Raw genomic sequence first — 17,727 nt, 5'->3', positions numbered from 1 at the left:
TATACTAAAGGATTTTTAAAAGTCTATTTCTCTTGAATTAAAGAAATACAGTATTGATTAAGTTTTTGAGCATGCTCTTCTGAAGATGATTCTGTATAGCATCTTAACTCAGGTGCATTACCTGAAGGCCTTAAGTGCACAATATCTTCATTTGCTAAAGTTACTCTTACACCGTCTGTTGTATCTATATTTTCTAGAGCATTTTGACCGTCAAAATATTCAGATATGATTTTATCTAGTAAATCCGATTCACCTACTAATATCAACTTCAATATTTCTTGACTTTTTTCAGTTGCAAAATCGTCAATCTTACTACTAGCTGTGTACCTTGCAGGTAAGTCAGCTAAAAGCTCAGAAATAGTACATTGCTTTTCAATCGACATTAAAATAACCGCTAAAATTGGTAAAACCGCATCTCTAGTTGGCAAAGCTGTTATTTTGTTACCATCTACAGAAACAATATCATTTGCAGTTAAAAAGCCCCCATTAGCCTCATAACCTGCAACTTTATTAGTTTTATCATTTAGCAGTGAATTCATTGCCTCAATTACAAAGGGAGAACCAATTTTTGTTCTTTCAATATTTTTAAAATGGTTGATTTTCTCAGCCACAGTATTACTACTCACTGGAGTTACAATAGAATCTATACCCATATATTTAGCAACTAAAACGCCGACTATATCACCTTTAAGCCAATTACCAAACTCATCACTGACTAATGGCCTATCGCCATCACCATCCGTAGAAACTATACTATCAATATTTTTATACTCTTCTGCCCATTCTTTTGCTAATTTGATATCTTCAGCTCGTATAGCTTCTGTATCCACCGAAACAAATTCAGGTGAAAAACCTAGCAAAATCACCTTTGCACCAAGCCCTTCTAAAATCTCTTTTAGCAACCCTCTAGCAACAGATGAGTGTTCGTATAAACCTATTGTCTTTCCATTCAAGCATTTAGCTCCGAAAAAGTTTATAAATCTTTCAACATATTGAGTGTGACCAGCTGTTTCAATTTCTGGTAATTTCTGAGTTTCTAGAAACATTCCGTTTTCATCAAAAACGCTCTCATCAATCGCTACCTCTTGACTAACGATTAGTTTTTCATCTTCTTTGAGAACTTCACCAAACGGCGTATTAAATTTGATTCCATTCCTATCTTCTGGGATATGGCTACCTGTAACCATAACAGAAGGAATCTCATTAGATATACCATAAAGCATAACTGCTGGTGAAGATATTTCACCACAATAAACTGCTTCATAACCACTATCTGATACAGCTTTTATAACAGCTTTTGTGATTCTTGGACTACTGCTACGCAAATCATTCGCTATAGCTACTTTTGAACCTTTTTTTATAGAATGCTTTTGCTCTAAAAACTGAATAAACGCCTTAGTGTATAACCAACATATTTCATCAGTCATTTTCACGACTAACCCTCTTACACCACTAGTACCAAACTTAACGCCACTAGCTATAATAACATCATTAACAGTTGCTTTTCTCATGTAACTCTCCTGATTTTAACCTTAAATTTCTTAAATAGATAAAACTTATTACTTAAGCTTTATACGAAAAAGACTCATAAATCGTCCTTTCATTATTTCAAATATTTTTGTTGGATATTTTCTAAATATACTTATATAACTTACATTTATACCATTTACACTAAGTGCTTTTATAGTTTCTGTATTTATTATTTTTTTACTATCAAAATTACTTGTGCTAACACCACCAACCGTCATTTTAATTATGCACTTGTTTATATAAAAATATGTCAGTTGCTTAACAAGCAAAAGCCTCACAAACATTTCATAATCTGCAGCAATCTTAAAATCTAATCTATAATTGCCATATTTTTGATAAACTTCTTTTTTAACATATAGTGTTGGATGAGGTGGCATAATTCCATTTTTTAATTTTTTTGGTATAAAATCTTTAGCACCATAATATCGTAATATCTTATCTTGGCTATCCCCTGCCACATAAGCCAAATCAGCAAAAACCATATCTGGGGATTTTTCATCAAATGCCTTAACGATCTGACTAACAACATCACTACCAACATAATAATCATCACTATTTAATATCCCGATTATGTCACCAGTAGCAGCTTTTATACCTTTATTCATAGCATCATAAATACCCTGATCTGTCTCGCTAATAACCTTAGCAATTTTATCTTGGTATTTACTAACTATCTCTAGAGTGTTATCACTACTTTTGCCATCAACTATTATATACTCAATATCACTATGCGTTTGTGAAACAACAGACCTAATAGTATTTTCAATTGTTGCTTGTGAATTATAGCAAACTGTAATTATGGATACTTTCAACCTACGCTCCCCAAAATATCTCTATAAATTTCAATTTGCTTACCTGTAATATAATCATTTTCATAAAGCTTGGCTGTCTTCATAGCGTTTACTGATAGTTTGTCATAATCACTGTAATTATACGACTTTTTTATAGTATCTTGAAGATTATTATCTGTAGCTAAAAAACCATTCTCTTGATCTTTAATGAAATCTTTTCTAGTTCCCACATCAAACCCTATAACTGGAACCCCATAACTCATTGCTTCTATAATAGTCAAACCAAATGCTTCATACAGCAATGATGGTTGAATAAGATATTTTGATTTTGAGATATAAGATAAAGTATCTTCTCTTGAGCACTTACCTTTGAAGATTATATTTTCAGCATTATACTTAGCTTTCAAATCAGATGTAATATCGCCATCTCCAATTATAGTTAAGACATACTCTTTGCCAAGCTTACTCCAAGCATCTAATAAAGCATATATCCCTTTTGATTCCTCAAGCCTACCTACATAAATATAACCATGCTTTTGCTTATCGATAACATCTTGAGAAATTTTCATGCCATTAGGTTTAAGCTTAATCTTATTATTAGCAACCCCTAAAGATTTAATTTTTTGTTTCTGAAAATTAGTCAATACAAAAAAGTAGTCAATATTTTTAAAGCAACCTGCAACCTTATAAAAAGAAAACGCAAATTGTGCTAATAAACTCTGAATAAATGACTTTCTATAACATTTATTTGAAATACCCGCTAAAGGGAGTGTTTTCTTAACACATAACTCACACACACCATGGCCATCTCGATAAAGTATCCCTGATATACACCATAGGCGGTAGTTATGTAAAGTATGCACAACCTTTGCACCCGCTTTCTTTGCTGCTCTAAAAATACTTGGTGTTAATAGTGGAAAGAAATTATGCACATGAACAATATCAATATTATTTTCTCTAACGATTTTCTTTACATTTTTATAATGCTTTAATGAAAACCATATTCCATATAGCAATTTTACTTTACTTATATCATCATTAGAAACTTCATAAGATAGTACGCTATCTTTACCAAGAGCTTTTTGTAATGATTCTAATTCGTTTTGGTAGACGATGTCTTCACCACCAACATTATTCGACTGATATCTATTATGTATTATAAGAATTTTCATAGGTATGCCTTTACCTGCTCACTATCTTTAGTATCTATAGAAAACTGTGAGACTCCATCTAAAAGCTCCTGGTATTTCTGCTCATCTATACTAGAAACAACTTCTTTAATCATCTGTCTATTACATGGATCAATCAAATAACCATTAATTCCATCATTTACAATCTCACTAGCTCCACATTTATCGCTAACTACTATTGGCATACCAAAATACAGAGCCTCTTCAACAACTAGTCCCCATGGTTCTATCTTACTTGGAAGTATAAATACATCGTGAGCTAAAAACTCTTGTTTTAATTCTGAATTTGCAACTGAACCTTTAAAGCATATATTCTTAGCAGAAGCTTTTTCTAGAAATTCTCTTTGCTCGCCTTCACCAATAATTGTTAAAGTACAGTCCTCTAATTTGTTAAATATCTTTATTATAGATTCTAAGTTTTTTATCTCTGATAACCTACCAACATACAGAAACTTACGATTATATTGTCTACTACACTTCTCAAAAGCAGGCTTATTGATAATACCAACACCTTGAGTAATCTTAACATTTTCATTATAACCAAGAGCTTTCAAAAGCTTTAGATGCAAATCTCCTGATGCAAAAACTTTTGATACTCTTGATAAAAATATCTTTTTAATAAGAGCTGATATGCCATTAGTTTTACTCTCATAAATTGTAGATTCTAAAACCATACAATTCTTTGATTTACGATTATTGAATACGCTATACCAAAACTCAGGAAGATCCCAACCACCAACAACGATACTTTTATATTTTGAAGTTTTAAAAATAGTTCGTAATTTTTTGATACTGTTGAAAGTTTGTCTATCTTGAAAACTGCCATCATAAAGCACTTTATAATCAAAGTTACAGTTATCTAAAGAAGTAAAATCAGCAGATCTTTTTTCATTCGTATCTGTAGCTATAAATACAACCAATATATTTAGCTTTTTCGCAAGCTCGTTATATAGATTAACCTTATAGAATACAGGTATATGTGTGAGAATAATGTAATCATACATAATTTTAGTGTCCTCTAAGAAGTTTACGGACTTTAACTAAAATAGATATAACATAACTCTTTATTATTGGACTATATGGCAAATTATATGATTTATTTATCAAAAACTTTTCTTTTAAAATTTTGTTTAAACTTTGTGATGAAATGCCATCTAAATCATATTTAGATATAGTCATATCTAAATACCTTGCTTGTTTATCCTTATAAAAATACTGCATAGTAAAATCTTGGTCACCACATATCTTATACTCTAAATTATACCTAATTGCCTCATTTAATCTATAAAATGTTGACTGATGACAAAGCATCATACCTAAAGACATGCTCTTAAGATCTAAGCTTTGTTTATACTTTAGTATTTTATGCCCAATATCCGTATTTCCGTATATAACACCGATACCATCAGAAAAGTTATTCTCAAAAACATCTTCAAGCACTTCATTAGAGTAAAAACTATCACCAGCATTCATAAAGTTTAACCAACGACCATTAGCCAACTCTATGCCTTTATTCATAGCATCATAAATACCATTATCAGGTTCACTAACCCACTTACTTATATATGAGCTATATTTTTTAATAATATCAAGAGTGCCATCACTTGAACCGCCATCAATGATAATATATTCATAGTTTTTAAATGACTGATTAATGACACTTTTAATTGTACTTTCTAAAAACTCTCCGCCATTATAAACAACTGTTATAATAGTCACCAAGGGATTTTTAGTGCTAGATTGAGATTCACTAGAAGATAGGCAAATAGACAAGGTTGACCTCCTGTTAAGATGTAATACATTTACATCTTTAATTAGTTTAGTTAGCTTTCTTGCCTCTTTTTTCCCTTAGCTTGACACCTATATGCCTAAATATTCTCACATACTCATTATACCTTCTGATTACATGGTCAGATGTATAGTTAACATAAAACTTATACATAATGATATATGCAAAATCCAAAATGTTTTTACGAACCTTAGGAGCTCCAACGATATCATAAAACTCAGTCATATAACCACCAAGATCGTGACTTTTATTATCTTCATGGGTTCTAAAACCAGACACAGTGCTATTACAGATATGTAAATTAGCATGCTTAGCAAATTCATGCCACATAAAGAAATCACCTGCCATTTTGTACTCAGCAAATTTTTTCAGATCCATCTTATCTTGTAAAGATTTAGTCCAAAAAGTTGACTCTTGTTGGATTGATGGCAGACTAGTGCCATGTATACCTTTCAAAATTCTTTTTCTTGATGGCATAAGCGGTAACATTGTATTTTCAATAATCCCTTCTTTGTTATACCATACATTTTTAGCATTTACCCATTGTGCCTTATCACCAAACCTTTTCATTTCAGCAATAATTGTCTTAAATGCACTTGGCAGATAAAAGTCATCAGAATTAATATACGCAACTATATCGCCAGTAGCTTTTGACAAACCTTTTGCTAAAGCATCATACATCCCATTATCTGGCTCAGATATAAATCTCATTTCAAGACTGTTACAGAATATATCAAGCTCACCTTTTTCATGCTTTTGAACATATTTATTTACTATGTCACAGGTGTTATCTTTTGAAGCACCATCAACGAGAATATACTCTAAATCAAAATCTCCTCGCTGAGATAATACACTTAGCATAGTTTGCTCTATGTACTTTTCTGAATTATATGATGGCGTTATTATTGATATTTTCATTGTTGATCTCTCGCTATTTCATATTAAATAATCACTATTTTTTTAATAACAGGGCTATAATCATACCTTACTTATAAGTAATTTATTATCTGTATTGGGCATAGAAGATTTAAACATAGTCTTAGCTTCAACTATACTAATATCTAAAGAATCACCGTCATTAGTTATAGCATCAACGCTCATTTTTATTGTAAACTGTCCATCTCTCTGATCATTTAAAAAAGAATTTCTAACCTGAAAGCAATCATTTTCCTTGATGCCCATAATTATGTCATTATCCTTATACTTAGATAAGGTGTTTAAAGTTTTATTCGTTATATCTACAACTATGAAATTGAACTTCACCTCTTCAAAACTTCTTTTAAATTCTATATCAATTTCAAAGCTGTATGAACCACCTGTAGTAAGAATACATATATCGCTACCTGTTTTATCCATGATTGCCATCTTTTTAATTATTATGTAATCATTCTCATAAAATTGTGTATTATCAAAATTATCATCAAAAACATTTAATCCTTGATTTTCACCTAGATTATTTATTTTATTTTGTATGTCCGCTAATGCTTTTGACTGGTCATCACTAAATACTATTTTTTGATAGATATTCCCAATTTGTCTTACATCACCATCCATCACTACTTTCCTATCATGTAACAACACTGCTCGGTTACAGAACTCTATCATCAACTCCACACTGTGAGATACAAATACTACCGTAGTACCTCCTCTTAACAATTCTCTGATTTTTGTAAAACATTTGCTTTGAAATATAGCGTCGCCAACTGCTAGAACTTCATCTACAATCAATATCTCTGGTTTTGTTGATGTGGCTATACCGAAGCCAAGTCTTGCTTGCATACCACTGCTGTAAGTTTTAACTGGCTGATCTATATGACCTCCAAGCTCGGCAAACTCGATAATCCCTTTACTTATGATATCTCTATGTTTATTTTCAATACCATTAATGCTCAGGTTAAGTTTTATATTTTGTCTACCTGTCATTTCAGGGTTTAGCGAACCACTTAGCTCCAACATTGCATTGATATTACCATGAACATTAACCCTGCCAGATGTCGGAGTCACCACTCCAGCAATCATCTTTAAAAGAGTTGATTTGCCTGCTCCATTTAGACCAAAAAGCCCAAGAACCTCTCCTTTTTCTATTGTTAAATCAACATCCTTGATAGCACAAAAATTTTTATAATATTTCTTTCTAATTGGACTAAAGGCTTCTTTAACCCTATCTCTAGCTCTATCATATGTTTTGTAATATTTACTTACACCTTTAAGTTCAATAGCTACGTTTTTTTTCATTATATAACATCTCCAAAGTGTGGCGACAACCTTTTAAAAACGATAGCTCCCAGCAATAGGATTGATAAGGCAATTACCAAAAATGTTATTGTACTTGTAGGCTGCTGCCAAAACCAAACACCATCAATAAAAGTATTGCGAAATCCTTGAACAATGTAAGCCATTGGGTTTAAATCCAGTATAAATCGATAGTTTGCAGGAATTTTTTCAGGACTCCAAAAGACTGGGGTAAACCAGAAACCAAACTGCGTTATTAAACCAACAAACTCTGTTATATCTTTTACAAAAACTCTCATAGCTGAAGTTAACCACCCTAACCCTAAAAGTAACATTAAACTACAGCCTATATAGTAAGGAAGCTGAAGCCAGTAAATACTTGGGAAATGACCATTTACTATGAAAATAAATATCAACAGCAGCAGTAATATTAAGTGAATAATAAAACAAGACATTATGCTAACTAGAGGAAGAATATTAACACTAAAAGAAACTTTTCTAACTAAGAATTCATTCTCAACGATAGTATCACAAGTTTTAGTTAGGGCCTCAGCAAAGAAAAACCAGGGTATCATCCCTGTAAGTAGGAAAAGTATAAGATTTGATGTTGCACTTGCATCACCACCAGGACGTATTCCATATGTGAAAACAATCCATATTACAAATATAAACATCCCTGGCTTTATTACTGCCCATGCAATACCTAAGTAAGAGCCCAAAAAATCCTCTTTAAACTCATTGTATGCTAATATAAATATCAACCTATGGTTATTTACTAAATGTTTTATGAACCTGTAGAACTCTTTTAAATATCTCATTAACTCAATAATTATTGTTATAATAATTTATAAAAAATTATATCAGAACATACATACAAATACTATATTGTGAATGATAAGTTCCTAAGAGAACGCTAAGAGTAACTGAGCTGTTGGAAATATTAATGCGTACTAACTTAATAACTTACAACACAAAGTCTAGTAAAATTACAGTAGACACAAAACATTTTAAAAAGCTTGGTATGACAATCACTATAGTCGCAACAAACATATAGAAAAGTAATTTATTTGATTTAAACCTTAAGCTAGTAAATTAAACCAAACAGCAATGCCCCACAAAAAGCTCTAAATCCTACCTCATCAGTAGATACTAAAATATAATAAATATTTAGTAAAGCCTACTAGATTACGAAAAATAAAACATACAAATTATTAAACATAGCCTTCAATAAAAAACAACGAAGGAATTAGAACAGATTATAGCTCCAGAAACTTAAATTAAATAATTATTCTTTACATTTTTTAATAGCGCCTCTTATTTTCCTTAGAATAGGCAACACTCTAGTAACATTCATAATTTTTATAACAAGTGATTTTAAGGAGTGATCATTCAAGTTTTTCTCTAAAAATGTAATGTATTCACTACATTCTTTAATAACATCATTATCTCTTTTTTTAAACACTATTAGTGATTTAATAATTAATTCATGATCTTTGACTGATAGCATACTTAAAAAAGTATCTATAAAACCTAGAGAGACATCATTTATATGTTCACAAAAAGTATTAGCAAAAGAGATCATAAAGTCAGATTTATACCCTGGAAAAATATGACTGAAATCAACACACCCTTTTAAAAACATTTGAATCTGATCTTCATTTCCAGCACCACTCCATATCCCACCATCATTCAGTCTATATACCGACATCACCTTATTTATATATCCTATTGGACCAAAGTTAGAAAACACTAGCAACATATAGTAATCATTTCGATTAACACATGAGTATTTAGCTAAATACTCATCAATATATTTCTTATACTTATCATTATACCTGTAAACAAGTGATGTCGTATGGAAATAAGCATAATCGACAATATCATCAAATGTATATGTCTTTTTCGTACATTCAGGATCTAAAAAAAGTCTTTCTGTTATATTTCCACCTTCTAAAAACATTGTGTTATGACCACAGCCCATATAAGTAGGATTCTCTTCCAGCAGATCTACTTGTATTTGAAGTTTTTCAGGATTATTCCAATAATCATCACCTTCACACAGTGCGATATATTTACCAGAAACTTTGGGTAATATAAAATCTCGTATAGGTAAGGCTCCTTTTGAATACTGATTTTCTTCCTGATATATTGGCTTAATAATGTTTGGATAATCTTTTGCATATTTTCTAATAATACTAGTAGTGTTATCTGTGGAGCAATCATCACTAACGATTATCTCAAACGAAAAATTTGTTTCTTGTTCTAAAAAGCCACTCAAAGCTTGCTCTATATATTTTTCATGATTATAAGCTGTGCAACATATACTAACCAACACATCAGCTGATTCCCAAAGATCAATTATTTCTTGTTCAGTCTTCATGTTTTAAGAATTGAAATCTATCAATATTATTATAATATATCTTATATGCCCACATTGAAAGTTTTTGAAAAAAAATTTAGCACAAGTTGCTAATTATGATAGTTCTAGGCTTACTTCAACCACTCATAACAATTAAATAAAGTAAGTGTTACATTAAGTCCTATTTAAAAAGCACACTAAAACTATTTTATAAACATGCAATTTATAATAGTTACTTAAATATCTTAGAATTTCATAAGCTACTCCAAATAATCCAACCCTCACCTTTATTGTTTATATAAACACTATAATACTTTCTTTGTAAAACTAGCTCCAACTTATCCTTTATTTTCTTAAACCTTATTTTTTCCAGATTAGCCTCAGAAAAACTTTGTACTTTGATCAGCTTACCATCATACTCTTGAAGCGCCCATCTTGTAATGACACCATACCTGTTCAGATAACCGTTAAACGGTGTGTTATACATTATATTTTTTACGAAGTTAGAATAGGGCACGGTTCCTAGAGAATAAAACTCACCTATATTCTCATTCAACTGAATAGTGTTTAGATCTTCAGACAACTCATAAAATATAGGTTTCTCGAACTCAGCCTGCATTTGTTGCAAATTACCAACACGAGCACTAAAAATAAAACATACCAATAAAATAGGAATAAGGCTCCACTTAAAGATAGGCTTGTAATGCATAGCTATTAGTGTAAGCAAAATAATCGTTATAGGAAAGTACGTATAAACCCTGACATTTGCTATATATGATTGATACTCCATTAAAACCATTAAACCAAGCACTGAAAAAAGCATTAATAAAAGGCTAATTATGTACCCAAGAAAAAGCCTATAATCCCTACCAATAAACACCACTCTGACAATCGAAACAAATGCAACAAGAATTAATGGAAATATGTACAGAATATAGCTCTTCCAAAATGTTAAGTAAGGTTCTAAACCATGACATAAGTTTAACAACAACTCCTTAGGCAAGGAAAGAGAAATCGGCAACATAGCTCCTCTACCCATACCATTTAAAGGAGTTATCAGCTGAACGACTTTTATTTCAAAATAATATATAAGAGCAGACACACCAAATATCAACATATACTTAACAATAAATCTGACTACTTGATCAACTATAACTTTGTTTTGAAACATCAACATGACTTCAATCGCAAGCAATCCAATAAAAATATTCACTATTGGTTGATAAAAATTCATGCTAATAACCAACAATATAGTCTTGATAACAAAGTACCTACTATTAATACAATACGCAAAAACAGCAAAAAAAAGAGCTAATGCCATACCAGGTCCATCAAACCGGAAAAGTATGTTTTGTATAAAGTAAGGGTTGATTATAAAAAGAGCAGCAATAATAAACCCTACGCTTTTATTTTCTTTAGCAAACCTTAAATAAATCAGTTTTGAACACAATCCTACGGTTATAATACAAAAAATCCAATTATATGGCGTAGGATCAATCACACTTGATTTAGAGAGACTAAATACTTTAGCTATTAGTTCAGCAAAAAACCTTCCTTGTGTTGCCCATAAAAACTGACCATTTTCAATTCTGTATGTATCATCCAGATATATTCCATGCCCGTATAAAATAGGATAAAAAAACAACAAAGAAAGCAGCATTAATAACAGGGTTTTTTTACCATCAAATAATGACCAATTCAACAGACTCTGTTTGTATTCCTGTATTCTTTCTTTTATGCACATTATTTATAATTCTCTTCGATATATTAGTTGTATTGTATCAAAGTATTTTTGCATGAACTAGTTATTCATAGTTTTTACTAGCGTGAACCGTGTATTTTATGAACTTAACTACCGAACATCTAAATATTTCATTTCTGATTCTCATTTATCTTGCCAAGCTCTGTAACTCTATCAAAATGATTTATAATTAGAGGGTTTCTTAATGCATTTATAAACTTTTCGTTAGCAAGCAGACTTTTCCTTTTTATAAAGGGATAATTGTATTCCTGAACAAGCAGATCGTATTCCTCAAGACTTAAATCCGTCCCTACATTCCACTTAGAAATATTTTTTATTGAGCAAAAGGCACCAATATTAAAACCATATAGTTGCAATAGAACACTTAAACCTACTTCATACATTTGAACCAGTACACGAAAGTCTGTAATATTCTTTAAGTCAGCCCAAAAATATTTGAATGGTATAGATTCTATAACCTTTTCATTAAAGACCATAAAGTAGCTCTGTAAATGATAGTTTATGTTATCACTATCTGTAAACCCCCATGCATCATATCCTTTAGATTGCATTCCATTAAAATATGTTTCTAGATCATCAGATATGCAGTATGAACTATCGTTAGCTATAATTAAAGTGTTGATCGAATAACTATTTTTTTTAATAAAATCGTACCCAACCTTATATGATCCAAAGTCAGAACACACATTTTCTCTAATAATAGCACTTGACACTAAGCATTTTAGTTTATTGAGTTCATATTCCGAAATATCAATGCATGTCGTAACAAATATTATATATAAGTTTTTTATTGTTTTGAGCGATTTAAGGTAAGCAATAACATATTCATCTATAATATTATTCGTATCATAATGAGCAAAGATACAACATATCGAACCCTGAGGTTTAGAAAATGTAATAGATTGAGCATAACTAAAATCATGATCATAAATTAAAGTATTAATTGTTTTGATCTCACAACTAACTTTTTTAGTTTGCGCCTCCCTAGCTTCACCTGACAAACATCGGTTGTTTCTATAAATCTTTTTGCATCCCTTAGCAATAATCCTGAATGGCTTTGTAAGCTTCCAGAGAGTGGAACTTGTAATAGATTCAAGTCTATGTTCAAGGTGAGCAATATACTCACTTTGATCTTTTACTACTTTGTTAAGTTTATTGTTCATAATATATATCTAATCTTGTGTTTTTCAATTTTTTAAAATATTACTACAATCTTGAATCATATATGATTCAAATCAACTTGAAGTCATATAACTATACTCAGATTTATAGCTCAAACATTCCTTTACAATTAAAGAGCTCTAATTATCAAGTAATCATAGAATAACATTATAACTATCTAATTTCACGTTTAGCAAAAAATCTTTAACTAATCAACATATACTTTACGTGATAAGCATTTTGAAAAAATCTCTCAATAGAGTATAATCATTAATTGTTATAAATTATCGAGTAAGTTGGTTATATGATTGAGCTAGAGAAAATGGTTTTTTCTGATTTTGAGTCTCTGAGCAAAGAATTTACTGATGCAAAACCTTTCCCTCACGTTGTTATAGATAATTTTCTAGACTATAAGCTAGCAAAGGCTTTAGATGGTGAGTTCCCAGCTGTTGAAAGTGATATTTGGTATGATTATAGAAACTTAATTGAACGTAAAAGAACATGTAATAATTGGGATTTGTTTCCTGAAGTAACGTATAAATTTTTTTCATACCTTAACAGTAATATTTTTATGGAAAAATTGAATAAACTAATGCCTGAGACTAAGCTCTTCCCTGATGTAGGGCTTAATGGTGGTGGATGGCATGCTCATGAGGCTGGAGGAATGTTAAACACGCATCTTGATTATTCCATCCACCCTAAGCTTGGTTTAGAAAGGCGTTTAAATATAATACTTTATATTAATGAGAATTTTAATCCTGACTGGGGTGGCAGCTTGGGGCTATGGTCTCATTGTGATAAAGACAATCAACCCTCAAAACTAATTAAATCTGTTAAACCCATTTTTAACCGAGCAGTAATATTTGACACAACTTGTAATAGTTGGCATGGTTTACCAGAAGCAATTAAATGTCCTAGTGAAGAATCTAGACGTTCTCTTGCTATCTATTATATGTCAGAACCTAGACCTGAATCTTCTAAAAGATGTAAGGCTCTATTTGCACCTAGAGAATCTCAAAAAAAAGACCCTCTAGTATTAGATCTAATCAAAAAAAGATCTGGGTTAAACTCAGCCAAAAATGTATATAACACCTCTAATTCTACTGAGACTTCTGAATAATACTTATCCTATAATATATGTAATTTCTGTCAACTTATATCATCTTTAAATGAGAGTGTTCTAAATAAATACAATTTTACTCGAATCTTTAAATACTAATAGCTGATACATAAAATTTTAATAAAAAACTTTACTATATAATATTTATTACATCTTCTCATTTTCTAGCATTGTTAATATCTAAAATTGGAAAAGATAAGTTATTACTGATAATCCAACCCATTTATTGGCTGTAGCATTAACTATGATATACTTGTAACATTATAAGCAGCTCTAGTTTTGTGGGGTTACGATTTCATTACAATAATAACTCTACAAATTTTTTTAATTGCTTTGAAAACAATTATAACCTGATGAAACTTTACAATTATGAAAAATAATATAACTAAAACACTTGAAGATATAGAAAAATCTCTACCTAAGTATGAGCCTATGTCAGTTATTCGAGGAGAGCAAGATCTCCACGGTGCAGCAAAGTTTATAGAAAATAAGCTTAATAAGGGAATAACTCATACAGCACCGATAAATTGGGAGCATGGATGGCTATTTACGGAATTAAAGTATGTCCCTCAAATAAAGAAAAATCTTAGAGATCATATTAGTGTAACGCTTGTTGCCAAAACATCTCACCAGGAATTTTTGAACTCTAAAGATATTAACTCAATTGCTGTTGGCTTGCCTTTTGCATATGTAAATAATTTTGATGAGACTACATATATTAAAGAAATACAGAAAATAAAAAATGATTTTAACCTTATTGTTGTTTGTATCCATCAAGACTGTGTAGATAAAGGATTTTGGATTAACTCATTTGAAAAAATAGGAGTCCCCTTCATAATAGGATCTAAAGGAGAGGATGCAAATGGGTTACTTAGAGTTAATAGAATTCTAAAGCACTTTGAATATATGACTACAAATACAATGGGTTCACATGTCTTGTACGCATCTTATGCTGGTTGTAAAGTTTCTGTTTATGGAACGTATCAGAGTATAAATAAGGCTGACTATAGAGATGATCCTTTTTATAAAAATAACAGAGACTTACTCGACCATAATGTTGAGCAGTATAAATATGAAATTATTTCAAATAAATTTTCATTCCTATTCACTTCCCCAAAAAATGCTAAAAAAAACCTTCTATGGGCAAAAAAAGAAATTGGTGAAAAAAATATGGTTTCATTAGATGTTTTTTGTGCAATATTTCAGGTTGCAGAACAAGCTTACATACTAGCCAAAGAAAAAGCATTAATGCATTCTAAAGAGATTGAATTCATGAGAGATAAAATGTTAAGAATAGAGAGTAATAAGTGGTATAATTTTGGGTTAATGTCAAAAAAAGATAAGATTAAAGCTGTGCTGAAAGCGATCTATAAGAAAATATTTAGAAACAAAACTTAATTCATCGGTACTACTCCTCAAACCTATCCCCAAAATCATAATCTTTCTCAGCAACCTTGCCTAGTATGTCTTTTAGGTACTTAGGATGCATACCATAACCAGGTCGTACACTCCTGATATTCTCTTCTGTGAACTTCTCTCCTGCTTTTATGTCTTTTGCTACATACAAGCTTCTAGCAAATTGCCTACTTTTTTTCTTCTTATCTGTAAGTGTATAATCCACTTTACCTAAAAGTTTTTCAGTATCTCTAACTGCCTGTATCATCTCTGCAAACTCTTGTTTATCTAAAGAAAAATCAGCATCAGCACCACCGATAGACTTATCTAGTATAAAATGCTTTTCAATAACCTGTGCACCAAGAGTTGTAGCTACTATAGGTGCTGTTGCTCCCAATGTATGGTCAGAAAACCCAGAGATTACACCGAAAGTTTCTGCTAAGTTTGGTATTGTTAATAAATTAGCATCTTCAAACTTCGCTGGATATGCACTAGTACACTTAAGAAGGACTATTTCGTTATTACCAGCATTTCTACAAATATTGACAGCATCTTGAACCTCATCAATTGTAGCAATACCTGTACTTATAATGATAGGCTTGCCTTTTGATGCAACGTATTCAATTAATCCATAATCAGTAATCTCAAAAGAAGCGATCTTATAAGCCGTTGGACTAAACCGTTCTAAAAAGTCTACTGCAGTTTTATCAAATGGTGATGAGAATATATCTATACCAATCTCTCTTGCATATCTGAATAATTCTTCATGCCACTCCCATGGTAGATAAGCATCCTTGTACAGGTCATATAGTTTTTGACTATCCCAAAGAGTACCACCTTTAATGACAAAGTCTTCATTCTCAGAATCAAGAGTTAGTGTGTCTGCTGTATATGTCTGCAATTTTAGTGCATTAGCTCCTATTTCTTTCGCAGCTTTAATAGTTTGCTTAGCAGTCTCAATATCACCACCATGATTAGCACTTAATTCAGCAATTATAAATACACCTTCTGTATCTAAATCGAATTCACCTATTCTCATTATTTAACTCCATACATATAACTTTCTTATTATTTATATTTTTTTCAATTCCAGTACTTTCAAAATTATATTTCAAATAAAGCATATAAGCTCTTTCATTTTCAATAAACACTTCAGCATTTATTGTTTTAACTTTCAAAACATCAAAAGCATAGTTTTTGATTTCTGTAAGCAATAGGTTTCCAACACCTTTTACTCCTGGAGCAGCATATAATCCCATATCTAGACTTTTATTTGGCTTAATAGTTACAAAGTCAATAACCCCAATATCAATATTGCTATTTTGTACCAAAAAATATTTTTTATCTTCTCTATGCTTTAATGACTCAATAAAGTTTAAATGATTTTCTAAAGATATTTCATTAGTATCATACATATATGATCTTATATCTAGATGATTTCTCCATTCCAAGACTTTTTCTTTTTGTTCTAACGATAAGTCAATAAAATTTATAAGCTTAATGTTTTGCATACATCTATAACCCTATTTTTTAAACCCACAGCATCATAGTTACCCAAACATAAATATTTTTGACTATCAAGGTACTGATATATACCATCTTGGTTTTCAGCAGTTTTTATCGCTATAAGAGGTAGTTCCATAAACACAACTTCATTAACAGTAACACTTGGCGTTACAATAGCAAAATCACTATTTTTCATAAGTTTAGCTATTTCTGTTGAGTTAATATGTAAATTTATCCATTTCTTATTGTTACAATATCGCTTCAATGCTTCTAAATTCTTATTTGCATTCGTAGTTACTAAATCAACCTGTGTATTATCAAAATCTTTTAGTACTTCTAAGATATTAATATTTATATTACTATGATCTGCTCCACCCATTGCTACAAATATTGTAGTTTTTTCATTTATTATTTTAGGCTTAGATTTTTCTATAATAAACTCTTCCCTAAGTAAAGTATATTTTGAACCACACCTAAGTTCACAATTCTCTGGAACTTTACCCGTATATTTAGATTCATCAGCACTTATATTATGATTTAAAAGTATGTCGCAACAATGCTTTTCGTATGTATCATCTAATACAAAAATTTTTAGATTAGAGTTACTAGTCTTTAGCTGCCTTTCAAATTCATAGTCAATACCGTAGTGATCTATAACAATCATATCTATTTGTAGTTTTTTAATCAGAATATCTAGCTTTTCAAACTTATTACTCTCAAGTAATTCAATCGTAAAGCCTGACTCTAATATTTTATGATTAATATTATGCGGTAAATCTTGTGTTGCAAATATGACATTATCATTAGCATACTGCTTAGCTAAAACTAAATCACGCATAATGTGACCTATGCCTATATCAAATGATGAATCTGCTCGTATTAAGATATTCAT

Annotated in this window: 16 protein-coding genes; 2 read left to right on the top strand and 14 right to left on the bottom strand. The window is 30.8% G+C overall.

Annotated elements, in window-relative coordinates; translation table 11 throughout:
• Positions 1 to 23: 23 nt before the first annotated feature.
• The 11 genes from CDH04_RS02810 to CDH04_RS02760 form a co-directional block, all read right to left on the bottom strand.
• Positions 24 to 1,511 carry a phosphomannomutase gene (locus tag CDH04_RS02810; RefSeq protein WP_112869581.1) on the bottom strand — a complete coding sequence of 496 codons (1,488 nt, stop codon included), beginning with the start codon at positions 1,509 to 1,511 and terminating at the stop codon, positions 24 to 26.
• Between the two features lie 48 nt (positions 1,512 to 1,559).
• Positions 1,560 to 2,342, bottom strand: coding sequence for a glycosyltransferase family 2 protein (locus CDH04_RS02805; RefSeq protein WP_112869580.1), 783 nt, complete (start codon positions 2,340 to 2,342; stop codon positions 1,560 to 1,562).
• Complete coding sequence (locus tag CDH04_RS02800; RefSeq protein WP_112869579.1) at positions 2,339 to 3,493, bottom strand: glycosyltransferase family 4 protein; 1,155 nt, start codon at positions 3,491 to 3,493, stop codon at positions 2,339 to 2,341. Before CDH04_RS02800 ends, CDH04_RS02805 begins: the two co-directional genes overlap by 4 nt.
• Complete coding sequence (locus CDH04_RS02795) at positions 3,490 to 4,515, bottom strand: glycosyltransferase (protein WP_112869578.1); 1,026 nt, start codon at positions 4,513 to 4,515, stop codon at positions 3,490 to 3,492. The genes CDH04_RS02800 and CDH04_RS02795 overlap by 4 nt, the downstream gene beginning before the upstream one ends.
• 4 nt (positions 4,516 to 4,519) lie before the next feature.
• The gene (locus CDH04_RS02790; RefSeq protein ID WP_234393400.1) at positions 4,520 to 5,284 is read right to left on the bottom strand and encodes a glycosyltransferase family 2 protein; all 765 of its coding nucleotides are present in this window, start codon (positions 5,282 to 5,284) and stop codon (positions 4,520 to 4,522) included.
• 46 nt (positions 5,285 to 5,330) lie between these two features.
• A complete protein-coding gene (locus CDH04_RS02785) occupies positions 5,331 to 6,218 on the bottom strand; it encodes a glycosyltransferase (RefSeq protein ID WP_112869577.1) in 888 nt (295 codons plus the stop codon).
• A 60-nt stretch (positions 6,219 to 6,278) separates the two neighbouring features.
• Complete coding sequence (locus tag CDH04_RS02780) at positions 6,279 to 7,535, bottom strand: ABC transporter ATP-binding protein (protein ID WP_112869576.1); 1,257 nt, start codon at positions 7,533 to 7,535, stop codon at positions 6,279 to 6,281.
• A complete protein-coding gene (locus tag CDH04_RS02775; RefSeq protein WP_112869575.1) occupies positions 7,535 to 8,350 on the bottom strand; it encodes an ABC transporter permease in 816 nt (271 codons plus the stop codon). Before CDH04_RS02775 ends, CDH04_RS02780 begins: the two co-directional genes overlap by 1 nt.
• 467 nt (positions 8,351 to 8,817) lie before the next feature.
• Complete coding sequence (locus tag CDH04_RS02770) at positions 8,818 to 9,912, bottom strand: glycosyltransferase family 2 protein (RefSeq protein ID WP_112869574.1); 1,095 nt, start codon at positions 9,910 to 9,912, stop codon at positions 8,818 to 8,820.
• 232 nt (positions 9,913 to 10,144) lie between these two features.
• Complete coding sequence (locus tag CDH04_RS02765) at positions 10,145 to 11,635, bottom strand: glucosyltransferase domain-containing protein (RefSeq protein ID WP_112869573.1); 1,491 nt, start codon at positions 11,633 to 11,635, stop codon at positions 10,145 to 10,147.
• 128 nt (positions 11,636 to 11,763) lie between these two features.
• Entirely contained in the window at positions 11,764 to 12,816 is a 1,053-nt protein-coding gene (locus CDH04_RS02760) for a rhamnan synthesis F family protein (protein ID WP_112869572.1), read from the bottom strand.
• 302 nt (positions 12,817 to 13,118) lie between these two features.
• Here CDH04_RS02760 and CDH04_RS02755 point away from each other — a divergent pair, with 302 nt between their 5' ends.
• Both CDH04_RS02755 and CDH04_RS02750 read left to right on the top strand, forming a co-directional pair.
• Positions 13,119 to 13,934, top strand: coding sequence for a 2OG-Fe(II) oxygenase (locus tag CDH04_RS02755; RefSeq protein ID WP_112869571.1), 816 nt, complete (start codon positions 13,119 to 13,121; stop codon positions 13,932 to 13,934).
• Positions 13,935 to 14,303: 369 nt separating this feature from the next.
• The gene (locus CDH04_RS02750) at positions 14,304 to 15,332 is read left to right on the top strand and encodes a hypothetical protein (protein WP_112869570.1); all 1,029 of its coding nucleotides are present in this window, start codon (positions 14,304 to 14,306) and stop codon (positions 15,330 to 15,332) included.
• Between the two features lie 10 nt (positions 15,333 to 15,342).
• On the opposite strand, the gene pseI is transcribed toward CDH04_RS02750, so the two are convergent.
• Genes pseI through pseG form a run of 3 tightly spaced genes read right to left on the bottom strand, consistent with a single transcriptional unit; the run spans position 15,343 to position 17,727 of the window.
• Positions 15,343 to 16,368, bottom strand: coding sequence for a pseudaminic acid synthase (gene pseI / locus CDH04_RS02745; RefSeq protein WP_112869569.1), 1,026 nt, complete (start codon positions 16,366 to 16,368; stop codon positions 15,343 to 15,345).
• Complete coding sequence (gene pseH / locus CDH04_RS02740; RefSeq protein WP_112869568.1) at positions 16,355 to 16,840, bottom strand: UDP-4-amino-4,6-dideoxy-N-acetyl-beta-L-altrosamine N-acetyltransferase; 486 nt, start codon at positions 16,838 to 16,840, stop codon at positions 16,355 to 16,357. The genes pseI and pseH overlap by 14 nt, the downstream gene beginning before the upstream one ends.
• Positions 16,819 to 17,727 (bottom strand): UDP-2,4-diacetamido-2,4,6-trideoxy-beta-L-altropyranose hydrolase, encoded by a 909-nt coding sequence (gene pseG / locus CDH04_RS02735; RefSeq protein WP_112869567.1) that lies wholly within the window; start codon positions 17,725 to 17,727, stop codon positions 16,819 to 16,821. Before pseG ends, pseH begins: the two co-directional genes overlap by 22 nt.

Origin of the sequence: Francisella adeliensis, from assembly GCF_003290445.1 — a bacterium.
Taxonomy (GTDB): Bacteria; Pseudomonadota; Gammaproteobacteria; order Francisellales; family Francisellaceae; genus Francisella; species Francisella adeliensis.
This window is presented reverse-complemented; position numbering and strand designations above follow the sequence as displayed.

Excerpts from the sequence above, each read along its gene's own strand:
- CDH04_RS02765 (WP_112869573.1), bottom strand. The coding sequence starts at position 11,635 with ATGTGCATAAAAGAAAGAATACAGGAATACAAACAGAGTCTGTTGAAT.
- CDH04_RS02770 (WP_112869574.1), bottom strand. The coding sequence starts at position 9,912 with ATGAAGACTGAACAAGAAATAATTGATCTTTGGGAATCAGCTGATGTG.
- CDH04_RS02810 (WP_112869581.1), bottom strand. The coding sequence starts at position 1,511 with ATGAGAAAAGCAACTGTTAATGATGTTATTATAGCTAGTGGCGTTAAG.
- pseI (WP_112869569.1), bottom strand. The coding sequence starts at position 16,368 with ATGAGAATAGGTGAATTCGATTTAGATACAGAAGGTGTATTTATAATT.
- CDH04_RS02780 (WP_112869576.1), bottom strand. The coding sequence starts at position 7,535 with ATGAAAAAAAACGTAGCTATTGAACTTAAAGGTGTAAGTAAATATTAC.
- CDH04_RS02775 (WP_112869575.1), bottom strand. The coding sequence starts at position 8,350 with ATGAGATATTTAAAAGAGTTCTACAGGTTCATAAAACATTTAGTAAAT.
- CDH04_RS02750 (WP_112869570.1), top strand. The coding sequence starts at position 14,304 with ATGAAAAATAATATAACTAAAACACTTGAAGATATAGAAAAATCTCTA.
- CDH04_RS02800 (WP_112869579.1), bottom strand. The coding sequence starts at position 3,493 with ATGAAAATTCTTATAATACATAATAGATATCAGTCGAATAATGTTGGT.
- pseH (WP_112869568.1), bottom strand. The coding sequence starts at position 16,840 with ATGCAAAACATTAAGCTTATAAATTTTATTGACTTATCGTTAGAACAA.
- CDH04_RS02795 (WP_112869578.1), bottom strand. The coding sequence starts at position 4,515 with ATGTATGATTACATTATTCTCACACATATACCTGTATTCTATAAGGTT.
- pseG (WP_112869567.1), bottom strand. The coding sequence starts at position 17,727 with ATGAATATCTTAATACGAGCAGATTCATCATTTGATATAGGCATAGGT.
- CDH04_RS02755 (WP_112869571.1), top strand. The coding sequence starts at position 13,119 with ATGATTGAGCTAGAGAAAATGGTTTTTTCTGATTTTGAGTCTCTGAGC.
- CDH04_RS02785 (WP_112869577.1), bottom strand. The coding sequence starts at position 6,218 with ATGAAAATATCAATAATAACGCCATCATATAATTCAGAAAAGTACATA.
- CDH04_RS02760 (WP_112869572.1), bottom strand. The coding sequence starts at position 12,816 with ATGAACAATAAACTTAACAAAGTAGTAAAAGATCAAAGTGAGTATATT.